Here is a 9,539-nt window from a genome sequence, read left to right as displayed (position 1 = left end):
TCCGAACATTTAAGAGAAACTTTGAAAGCAGGATGCTAATTTTACATGAAACAAGACGGGGTTTACCGAATGCTTACAATAATTTCCCATTTTTTCTCAATACGTTCTAAAAGGTCATCAAATTTCTCGTGCCGCTTGTTTGCAAATAATAAGCACTGAATTTTTATTGAACCATCAGAAATACGATATACAACAGGATGATGACGATTTGGAAAGATCGTTTCCGCATCGTCAACCACCAATAGTTTAAGGTTAGTACAAGGTATTCCGGTATTACTTAAAAGTTCGTTAATTCGTTTGGGAGTTCCGATCAAAATATCTAGCCCTTCATAAATCGTGTCTTTTTGATATAACAAACTTCCCTGGTCAAAGACGGTAAATGTGCGTAGGTTGGTATGTTTTCCAAGAATTTTGAACTGCTCTTCTAGCTCGAAGGCTTTTTCTTTGTTTTCAACCATTACAATAGCTCGAGGTGCTTCCTCAAGGGCTTCTTTAAGCTGTTGAATTACGCCCATGACAATTGTTGTTGATTTTCCAGATCCTTCTGGCGCAAACACAAGCAGGTCTGCCCCCGACTTAATTTTAGGAATACAAGTTGTCTGAATTTCTTTAGGCTCTTTATCAAAAGCTTGATCAATAATGCCTGAGACTAGTTCTGGATATAGTTTTTTTAGTTTCATTTTAGTTTCATTTTCAGATACAGAAAGTAATTATTCAATGTTTATAGATATTTTGGCATTTGAGATACAAATAGGAGCCAAAAACGTCCTCAAATATACAAAACTCCGCAAAATAGGGTAGTTGTTTGATTCACTTCGACACGAAAAGTAACTTCCCTTTATATATAGGCCTAAAGATAAAAGGTACAAATAGGGTGCATTTTAAGGTATGAAAAATATAAAATTGGCACAAAATCAGGTAGCGGTTCATTTGACTTTCCGATACAGGATTTGCAACTGTTTAACCGGCCGCTATTTACGATGGTCGAAGTGTGAAAAAGATGCAAAATGAACTAATCAATTTTGGATCTTCCAGCTCTTCATTTTTTTGTTTTTAGAATTTCGCAATAATTAACCGTATTACCGAAAATACCAATAACCGGACTTTTAGCCACTATTTCTTTGCGTGAAAGCCGGCCTATTGTGGTTCGGGTAACTTCCTGATCGGGAAAGCTGGCTTTGTACACCAATCCAACCGGGTAGTCGTCCGGGTAACCCTGCTCGAGGTAGTTGGTGGCAATTTCGTGCATATGCGAAGCGCCCATGTAGTAAACGGCTGTATCAGAATTGGGAATCTTGTAGCTACTCTTGCCGTGCGCTGTTCCAAAACTCACCGACGAGGCAATACCGCGGTGGGTTAGCGGAATGTTGGCTAATGAAGCAGCAGCTATGGCAGAGCTGATTCCCGGTACAAATTCCACGAGGATGCCACGTTCCTCCAAATAGAAACGCTCTTCGCTGCCTCGGCCAAAAATGAGCGGGTCGCCACCCTTGAGGCGGACAACCATTTTGCCGCTTTGAGCCGCCTGGTACAACACCTCGTTAATTTCGTGCTGTTCCTTGCTATGATTTCCCCGGCGCTTACCCACATAATGTTTTTCGCCCCGGTAGCGCGCCAGGAACTCGTGATCGAGCAGGTCGTCGTAGAAAATGATGTCGGCCTGAAACAAAAGTTGTTCGCCGCGTCGGCTCAGTAGGTTGGGGTTTCCCGGGCCAAAACCAACCAAATACACCTTGCCGGCCAACTGCTCTTTCTCTTTAAGCAGCTGCTCTCGTTCGCGTATAAAGTGCTCAATTTCCTGCGAAAGCAGAACTGTTTTCTTCACCTCTTTGTTTTTCGAGTTTATGGCAGCCATAAAGTCGTCGGTTTCAATCAAAGCTGAAGAATGAAAGCCGGACACCGCTGCATCATCTGTGCGGTTGCACAATATACCACGCGACTCGCAATCGGCCTGAATTTGGGCATTCACTTCGGGCGAATCGGTGCAGGCAAATACCAGAAAAAGCCCATTGATATGTTTTGGCTGATAGATTTTACGAATGCATTGAACAGCCGGGTTCGCTTCAATTTCGGTTGCTATATCGGGAGCTACCACGCAAATGTTGGAACTGTAGCGAACTAAGCTTTTGAGTTTTTGAGCAGCTACCTGGCCGCCGCCAATCAAGCCGATTTTTTTACCGGCCAGGTTTAATGAGATGGGTAAGAAAGACATGGTTGTATGGCATTAATGCCCGCCTTTAGAGCGGGTATAAATTCGTTATTTAATGTTTTGTTTTGTGCGGCAACCCGGAAGTGGCCAGGCCTTAAACCGCGGAAATTAGAAGCATCCCGTATCAGAAATCCATGCTGCTCCAACAGCTGCGTTTTTAACTCGGCCGCCGTGGCCTGCTGCAACTCGCATAGAAAATAATTGGTGGGCGAGGGGAATACACGGAGTCCCTCTACCTGTGCCAGTTCCGCTTGCATGCGTTTTGACTCTTGCAATCGATGGACTAGCGCATCTGTGGGCTTTTCTGGCAGATCCAGAATATACTCACCGGCCTTCAAAGCCAGAGCATTCACAGCCCAAGGCATGTGGCAAGCCTGAAGCTTTTTAATAATTTGCGGATTAGCAAGCAGATAACCGATCCGGATTCCCGGAATGGCAAACAGTTTGGTGAAGGATTTGATCACCACCAGATTTTGATACTGACCAACCAGGGAAGCCATGCTTTCTGCCGCCTCGCAAAGATCGATGTAAGCTTCGTCAACCACCAAAAGGCGCTTGGGGTTTTGTTCCAGGAAAGCAACCAGTTGTCGCGGCCTAAGGTAACGACCATCGGGATTATTCGGGTTGCCAATCCACACCAAAACAGACGGCTTGATGTTGTTGAGTTCGTTCAGATCTTCAACAAACAAAATTTGATGATTGTAGAGCGTGCAGGCATCTTCGTACTCGGCAAAAGCCGGTGTGCGAATAGCCGAGCATTGATTCTGAAAGGCATGGGCCAGCAGGTAAAAAGCCTCGGTAGAGCCATTCGTTACCATAATACAGCCGGGACTTAAGTTGAATTTATCAGCCAGCTTTCCGCGTAAAATCCGGCACTCGGGATCCGGGTAATTACGAATGGCCCGCAGCTGCGTTTGCAGGAAATCCAACAAGTTGCCGGTTTGCGGATTATCAAAAACATTGGTGCTGAAATCGGCTTTCAGCAGGTGTTGTAATCCTTGAATGTTGTTACCGTGTCCGTTTATCATGTTTGTATTGCTTTCACTGTTTCATTCAGTTGTTGCACAAGCTCCTCCATATCCGAAAAAACAAGCGGATAATATAGCCGGGGGCGGGATAAGATGTGCACCACGATGCCAAGTTCCTGTGCTGCCTGGCATTTTTCGGGTAGCCCGCCTGCTTCGCCCGATTCTTTTGTGACCAGTTGCGTAATCTCGTATTCCTGCATCAAAGCCCGGTTGGTTTCCAGGCGCATGCGTCCCTTCATGGCGATGAGCTGGTGAGCCTGCAGCCCGGCAGCCTGGCATTCGTCCAGGCTTTTGCTTACCGCCAGAACACGGGCAATAATTCGCTCGCTCAGCTCCGGGCAAAAGCGATGCACATTCTTCGAGCCAATTGTTAGCAGAATGTTGCCGTTGGTTTGCTTTAGGGATTCAATCAATTCATCGTAGTCGGGATAATAGTTGGCTCCGGGCACCTGAAGCTGTTTCCGTTCATATCGCAGATATGGGCGTTGTAGTCGTTCGCAAACAGTCATCGCCTGGGTTGAAACAAGCTCTGCAAAAGGGTGACTGGCATCAACTACCACGGAACTGGCTTTCTCAATCAGTAGTTGCTCCATTTCGTTTTCACTCAGTTGTCGCTCAATGACCTCACAGTGTTGCAGCGCCGCCAGTTGTGCACCATAAGCCGTGGTTGTGCTAATCAGCACTTGATGGCCTTCGCACCGAAAACGCTCAGCAAGCTTGTTGGCATCACTTGTCCCTCCGATAATCCAAATCATAAGCGATATCCCCGAATAGTAACCATTTTTCCGTTAATGACTTGCGTTTGCGAGTTTCCGATAATTACGGTCGTTAGCATGTCAACATCGGCATTTTTGAGTTCGCCCAGCGTGGTTAGTACCACTTGTTGCCCCTCGCGCATGGCTTGTTTGACGATTCCCACCGGTGTTTCCGGCTTCTGATATTCCAGCAAAATGTCGATGGCGGTATCCAGCTGTTTAATGCGGGTTTTGCTACGTGGGTTGTACAAGGCAACAGCAAAATCACCTTCTCCGGCTGCCCGAATTCGCTTCTGAATTAGTTCCCAGGGCGTTAACAGGTCGCTTAAACTAAGGGTTACAAAATCGTTCATTAAAGGCGCTCCTAGAAGTGAAGCTGCCGATGTGGCCGCACTAATACCAGGAATAATGTCGACCGATACTTCGGATTGGCGCTCAGCTACAATCTCTAGCATAATTCCCGCCATACCGTAAATCCCTGCATCACCGCTGCTAATCAGGCTCACCACATTGCCGGCTTCGGCCAGTTCCAGCACTTCCACACATCGATCAACCTCTTTTTTCATGCCCGACGATACATATTGTTTGTCGGGGAAAAGCGATTTAATCAACTCGATGTAGGTTTTATAGCCAGCAATAATATCGCTCTGTTCAAGCACCTGCAGGGCTCGCGGACAAATGTAGTCCTTATCTCCGGGGCCAGTGCCCACCAGTATTATTTTTCCTTGCATTGATATGGTTTTGTTTCGAATACGGATAATGTCATTCCTGTTTGTTTGGCTTTTTGAACCAAAAAATTTCCGTTTTTTCCACCAGCTAGGTAGGCAGCGGTGCTGCTCACCGATGTAACGCCGGTAATTTTTTTTACAAAATCGGAGCCTTCAAACAGGTGCTCGACAGTTTTTAATGTCGAGGCTTCGTAAAATTTTGTTTTGCAGTTCAGTTTTTTCGCCGCTTCCAGAATTGCCCGTTCTGAGCTTTTAATGTCGATAGAGCAAACCGCTGTAATACTGCGTTTGTCCAGTTGCAACTGCTCCATCTGTTGGTTGATAAAAGCCCAAAGTTGTTCAGGAGAGCTGTTCTTTTTGCAGCCAATGCCCAAATAAATGTTTGGTGGAATAAGTTGCACAGCGGGTAAATCAGCGGGAATAATCGATCGGTTGGAGACGATGATCCGTGCATGTGGTTCACCTTGACATGCCGGAAGTTCAAGTACTCCCAACCAGTTTCCCGCATCACAAAGTTCAACCGCCTGTCGATTCACAAAGCAGGCTGTTACCAGTTTGGCATTTTCCATCGAAGCGATAACCAGCCCGGCGTGCCGGGCCAACATATCTACTGATGGTAATTGGTTGACATCGGAGGCGGTCGTGATAACCGGATTGGCTTCAATTAAGCGGCCAATACGAGTTGTCAGTTCATTGGCTCCACCCAGATGGCCGCTCAGCAGGCTAATCGCGTGTTTGCCAGCATCGTCGAGCACGACCACTGCCGGATCGCTTGATTTATCCTGAATCCAGGGTGCAATGCTACGAACCACGATTCCGGTAGCCATAATGAAGATCAAACTATCGTAATTATGAAACAGTTGCTGGCAAAACTGACTGAGCTTTCCTTCTATCGGACGAAAACCAGCGGCTTTCCATTTGGCTAGCGTAAAGCAATCGGCTTCCGGAAAATGTTGTTTGATTTCCCTGGCCAGTTGATTGCCCTGTAAACTGATGGATATGATGACTACTGACTGCTTCATTTGCATGCGTTAATTAGAAATGTCGTCTTGCTTTCCTTTGCGGTACTCGTGTGTGAAATGAGAGGCATAGAGCAGCGAATTTTCAAATTCGTCACCCAAAAAATCGCCCACCAAAATCATGGCCGTTTTGGTAATTTTTTCCTCTTTCACCTTTTGTGCAATGTCGGCCAGCATACCTTGCACGATCTTCTGATCGGGCCAGCTGGCGCGCTGAATGACGGCCACAGGCGTTTGCAATGGATAATGCTTTGTTAGTTTTTCAACCAATTTCGAGATCATGCCTACCGACAAAAAAATAGACATGGAAGCACGGTGACTGGCCAGCAATTCAATCTTCTCGAGTTCGGGCACAGGCGTTCGACCCTCCATACGGGTGCAAATAACGGTTTGCGAAATACCCGGAACCGTAAATTCACGTTGTAGGGTTGCAGCCGAAGCCACAAAAGAGCTAACTCCGGGAATGACCCGATGCGGAATATCAAGTTTGTCAAGTTCTTCAATTTGCTCGCGAATACTTCCGTAGATCGATGGGTCGCCGGTATGTACCCGGGCTACTGTTTGGCCTTTTTCGGTTGCTTTGCGCATGGTATCGATGATGCTTTTCAGGTCCATTGTGGCGCTGTTGAACACTTTGGCGTCGGCTCTGCGATCCTCAATCACAGCCTCGGGAACCAGAGAACCGGCGTAAATAATAACATCGGCGTTGCGGACTGCCTTTTGCCCCTTAATGGTGATGAGTTCCGGATCGCCCGGCCCTGCACCTATAAAAATTACTTCTGACATGGTTTTTCGTTTGAGTTTTTAAGTAGGATGGCCGTTGAAAAATAGGGGACCTTTTCCTTTAAAATAGTGATGTCTGTATAGCACTTTTGACTTGGTTTCCCGGCATCGGTCATCATTGTGAATTGGTAGTCGTTTTGCTCCGACAAGTACTTGAAAAGCTCCTGGTGATAGGCTGAAACTTTCATGCAAACCACAGCTTCAGTTGACCGGATGATTGTTTTTGCCACTTCGTCGAAAGAGGAAATCACTGCGAGCTTATCATCACCCTTCACCAATGGCTGCGAAAGCAAACTGCTGATGGCTGAAAAAGAGTAAATGCCCGGCACGGTTTCCACCTCAAATTCAGAGGGCAAATAATCGAGAATATAGCTGTAAGTACTATAGAGCATGGGATCACCCAAAGTAAGAAAAGCTACATTTTGGCCTTTACGCAGGTATTCCTGAATCAGCTCTGCATTTTCGCGGCGTGCTGCCCGGCGTGTGTCCAGGTTCGGAGACATGGAAAATCCCATAGCCAATGTGCTGGCTTTGGACGACAAGTGTGGCCTGACAATTTCCAGTGCAGTACTGGTCTGGCCTTTCGAATTGGGCACACAGATCAGGTCGGCGGTTTGTAACACTTTCACCGCTTTAAGGGTGAGCAAATCCGGATCACCCGGCCCTAAGCCAATTCCGTAAAGAGTTCCGTTGGTTGTATTCATATTGATTTTGTTTTTGTCGCTGTAAACAGGAAGATCGGATTTTGGGCTTTCAACATGGCCACAGCCGATTGCGTATCGACTTTGCTAATTGCAATCTGGCTCAGCTCAAACGACCATCCTTTGCTTTTGAAATAGTTATACGCCCGCAACATGGTGTCGATAACAATTGCTGTTAAAACGATGATGCTGTCTGCAGGAGCTTTCCTATCGACTAAATCGAGAATCTGTTCCAGTTGGCCACCGCTGCCACCAATGAAATATTTGTTGATAGTTTCCAGCTTTTCCATGCCAAGTGGAGCTTCAGTTTCAATGATTTCGAGATTGACAACACCATGTTTTTCTGCATTGAGTTTGATCAGCTCAACCGCCTCCGGTTTTCGCTCCAGGGCAATCACTTGTCCTTCGGTTAGCCGAAGCGCTGCTTCAATGGAAACTGAACCGGTGCCGGCACCAATATCCATAAACCGATCGTTGGGCTGAAGTTCCAGTTTGCTTAATACCAGCGTTCTGACCTCTTCTTTGGTCATGGGCACGGAGCCGCGTATAAATGATGAATCTTTCATGTTTATTGCATCGGTTTTTAATTTGTTACTCTTTCAATAATGACGGCACACAGCGAGAAGGTGAATTCTTCGTTAAGCACTTCCTCTGCCGTTGTCGTTATAATTTGCTCATCGGGATAGGAGAGGCGGTTACCAATATGCATGGTTGCCTTGCCGTAACCTTCGTCCACCAGCATTCCGGCAATTGTTTTCCAGCTATTCTGACGATCGGTAAGTAGGAAAATCGATTCGTATGTTTGTAGTTTCGTTATAAAGTCGGTCGTTGTTCCGTGTAAAGATGTTTTGAAGGCATTCTCATAACCCAGACCAAGCTTGGCATATAAATACTGAAAGGAGCTGATACCCGGTACGCAGCGAATAGTCCGGTCAGTTATAGTTTGTTGCAGAAACCGACGGAGTGAGTGGAAACCGGTGTCACCCGAAACCAATACGACTATTTTCGCTTCATTGCGATTGGCTAAATCCTGTTTTAACTGTTCCAATTTTCCTGTGAACAGTAATTCGGGTTTGCCATAGCTTTTAAAAGCTTCCAGTTGGCGGCGCGCACCAACAAGCAGGTCTACTGCTTTCACCTCCAGATGAACAACCGGGAGAATGTAATCCGGATGCCCCGGGCCAATTCCGCAAATACACAGTTCCTTCGTTTTACTCATCATTCCACTTGTTTAATTGATTCATAGCTTGCGTTGTGCAGCCCAAGAGGCCTTGTTTCTGCGAGAGTAAAATGACTTCGACAGTCAGCTCTCCAAATACACGTTGTTCTGCACGTTCTTTGATTCTTTCTGAGAATGCTGGCCAAAATTTGTCGTCGTCTATAAAATCGAGTGCCTCTTCGGTTGTGTTAGCATTCATGATTTTTGAAAAGGCTTCCTGCTTTTTGCTGAATTGAAAATAGTGCGCTGCCAGAATTTCGTTACGGGCATCAGCTACCTTGCTATGCGTTTGAAAAATGCCGCCAGCCAGTTTCACCAATTTGCCCAAATGGCCAATCAATACGAGTTGCTTAAAACCTAGGGCAACCGCCTGTTCCAGCATAAAACCGATGTAGTTGCTGGTGATAACAACCTGCGCTTCGCTAATCGGCAGGTTCGCGCTCGAAAATGCGGTGCTGTAATTTCCCGGGCTGAAAATGGCTTTGTTCCAACCCAATGCTTTTAGTTGATCCAGCTTCAGAACCAGCGAGTCTTTCAAAGCTTCTTCAGACATGGGACGGACAATTCCGGTGGTGCCAAGCACCGATAAACCACCAACAATACCCAAGCTTGGGTTGAAGGTTTTACGGGCAAGTTCTTCGCCTTTCGGGATGCTGATTTCAACAGTCACAGCCATATCGGGAGGCAATACTTCAGCAACTGATTCTTGAATCATTTTTAAGGGGACGGGGTTGATGGCTGCCTGGCCGGGTGCAATGGCTAACCCCGGTTTGGTCACCGTGCCTACACCTTGTCCACCAATAATTTTAACACCGCTGTGAGAACCAGTCCTTACCCGCGCAACGATCTCCGCACCATGGGTGATGTCCGGATCATCGCCGGCATCTTTTATTGTTGAAGCAAATCCTTCTTCTGGTGAAAACGAAGCTTTTTCAATTTCGAGCCAAACTTCATCCTTATTGGGCAGTTTTACGCCAACCTCGTGTATGCTTTCCTGATGCACCAGCATCCAGGCAGCAGCTTTAGCTACCGCCGCAGCACAGGTCCCTGTGGTTAATCCGTTTCGCAATGTTCGTTGTTCTGACATCTCCGGCTTT

The 9,539-nt window shown here is 46.5% G+C and carries 11 protein-coding genes; all 11 read right to left on the bottom strand.

Annotated features, from left to right (window positions below):
* Positions 1-62 precede the first annotated feature (62 nt).
* Positions 63-680 carry a DEAD/DEAH box helicase gene (locus ACUNWA_RS11375; RefSeq protein WP_445592035.1) on the bottom strand — a complete coding sequence of 206 codons (618 nt, stop codon included), beginning with the start codon at positions 678-680 and terminating at the stop codon, positions 63-65.
* 359 nt (positions 681-1,039) lie between these two features.
* Positions 1,040-2,212 carry a uroporphyrinogen-III C-methyltransferase gene (gene cobA / locus ACUNWA_RS11370; protein ID WP_445592034.1) on the bottom strand — a complete coding sequence of 391 codons (1,173 nt, stop codon included), beginning with the start codon at positions 2,210-2,212 and terminating at the stop codon, positions 1,040-1,042.
* Positions 2,188-3,237 (bottom strand): pyridoxal phosphate-dependent aminotransferase, encoded by a 1,050-nt coding sequence (locus ACUNWA_RS11365; RefSeq protein WP_445592033.1) that lies wholly within the window; start codon positions 3,235-3,237, stop codon positions 2,188-2,190. The genes cobA and ACUNWA_RS11365 overlap by 25 nt, the downstream gene beginning before the upstream one ends.
* Positions 3,234-3,992 (bottom strand): precorrin-6A reductase, encoded by a 759-nt coding sequence (gene cobK / locus ACUNWA_RS11360; RefSeq protein ID WP_445592032.1) that lies wholly within the window; start codon positions 3,990-3,992, stop codon positions 3,234-3,236. The genes ACUNWA_RS11365 and cobK overlap by 4 nt, the downstream gene beginning before the upstream one ends.
* Complete coding sequence (gene cobJ, locus ACUNWA_RS11355) at positions 3,989-4,723, bottom strand: precorrin-3B C(17)-methyltransferase (RefSeq protein ID WP_445592031.1); 735 nt, start codon at positions 4,721-4,723, stop codon at positions 3,989-3,991. The genes cobK and cobJ overlap by 4 nt, the downstream gene beginning before the upstream one ends.
* On the bottom strand, positions 4,708-5,742 hold the full coding sequence (gene cbiG / locus ACUNWA_RS11350; RefSeq protein WP_445592030.1) for a cobalt-precorrin 5A hydrolase: 1,035 nt from the start codon (positions 5,740-5,742) through the stop codon (positions 4,708-4,710). Before cbiG ends, cobJ begins: the two co-directional genes overlap by 16 nt.
* Positions 5,743-5,751: 9 nt before the next feature.
* Positions 5,752-6,525: a precorrin-4 C(11)-methyltransferase gene (gene cobM / locus ACUNWA_RS11345; RefSeq protein ID WP_445592029.1), complete on the bottom strand. Its 774-nt coding sequence runs from the start codon at positions 6,523-6,525 to the stop codon at positions 5,752-5,754.
* Positions 6,513-7,226: a precorrin-2 C(20)-methyltransferase gene (gene cobI, locus ACUNWA_RS11340; RefSeq protein ID WP_445592028.1), complete on the bottom strand. Its 714-nt coding sequence runs from the start codon at positions 7,224-7,226 to the stop codon at positions 6,513-6,515. The genes cobM and cobI overlap by 13 nt, the downstream gene beginning before the upstream one ends.
* Positions 7,223-7,789 carry a precorrin-6Y C5,15-methyltransferase (decarboxylating) subunit CbiT gene (gene cbiT, locus ACUNWA_RS11335; RefSeq protein ID WP_445592027.1) on the bottom strand — a complete coding sequence of 189 codons (567 nt, stop codon included), beginning with the start codon at positions 7,787-7,789 and terminating at the stop codon, positions 7,223-7,225. The genes cobI and cbiT overlap by 4 nt, the downstream gene beginning before the upstream one ends.
* Positions 7,790-7,806: 17 nt before the next feature.
* Positions 7,807-8,445, bottom strand: a complete 639-nt coding sequence (gene cbiE / locus ACUNWA_RS11330) for a precorrin-6y C5,15-methyltransferase (decarboxylating) subunit CbiE (RefSeq protein ID WP_445592026.1) — start codon at positions 8,443-8,445, stop codon at positions 7,807-7,809.
* Positions 8,435-9,529 (bottom strand): cobalt-precorrin-5B (C(1))-methyltransferase CbiD, encoded by a 1,095-nt coding sequence (gene cbiD / locus ACUNWA_RS11325; protein WP_445592025.1) that lies wholly within the window; start codon positions 9,527-9,529, stop codon positions 8,435-8,437. The genes cbiE and cbiD overlap by 11 nt, the downstream gene beginning before the upstream one ends.
* Positions 9,530-9,539: the final 10 nt, after the last annotated feature.

The organism is Sunxiuqinia sp. sy24 (genome assembly GCF_052677165.1).
Note: the sequence above shows the minus strand (reverse complement) of the source record. Positions and strands in the feature narration are given on the sequence as shown.

What these genes read in the sequence shown, in the direction of transcription:
- ACUNWA_RS11375 (WP_445592035.1), bottom strand. Translation starts at nt 680, where the DNA reads ATGAAACTAAAAAAACTATATCCAGAACTAGTCTCAGGCATTATTGAT.
- cobA (WP_445592034.1), bottom strand. Translation starts at nt 2,212, where the DNA reads ATGTCTTTCTTACCCATCTCATTAAACCTGGCCGGTAAAAAAATCGGC.
- ACUNWA_RS11365 (WP_445592033.1), bottom strand. Translation starts at nt 3,237, where the DNA reads ATGATAAACGGACACGGTAACAACATTCAAGGATTACAACACCTGCTG.
- cobK (WP_445592032.1), bottom strand. Translation starts at nt 3,992, where the DNA reads ATGATTTGGATTATCGGAGGGACAAGTGATGCCAACAAGCTTGCTGAG.
- cobJ (WP_445592031.1), bottom strand. Translation starts at nt 4,723, where the DNA reads ATGCAAGGAAAAATAATACTGGTGGGCACTGGCCCCGGAGATAAGGAC.
- cbiG (WP_445592030.1), bottom strand. Translation starts at nt 5,742, where the DNA reads ATGAAGCAGTCAGTAGTCATCATATCCATCAGTTTACAGGGCAATCAA.
- cobM (WP_445592029.1), bottom strand. Translation starts at nt 6,525, where the DNA reads ATGTCAGAAGTAATTTTTATAGGTGCAGGGCCGGGCGATCCGGAACTC.
- cobI (WP_445592028.1), bottom strand. Translation starts at nt 7,226, where the DNA reads ATGAATACAACCAACGGAACTCTTTACGGAATTGGCTTAGGGCCGGGT.
- cbiT (WP_445592027.1), bottom strand. Translation starts at nt 7,789, where the DNA reads ATGAAAGATTCATCATTTATACGCGGCTCCGTGCCCATGACCAAAGAA.
- cbiE (WP_445592026.1), bottom strand. Translation starts at nt 8,445, where the DNA reads ATGATGAGTAAAACGAAGGAACTGTGTATTTGCGGAATTGGCCCGGGG.
- cbiD (WP_445592025.1), bottom strand. Translation starts at nt 9,529, where the DNA reads ATGTCAGAACAACGAACATTGCGAAACGGATTAACCACAGGGACCTGT.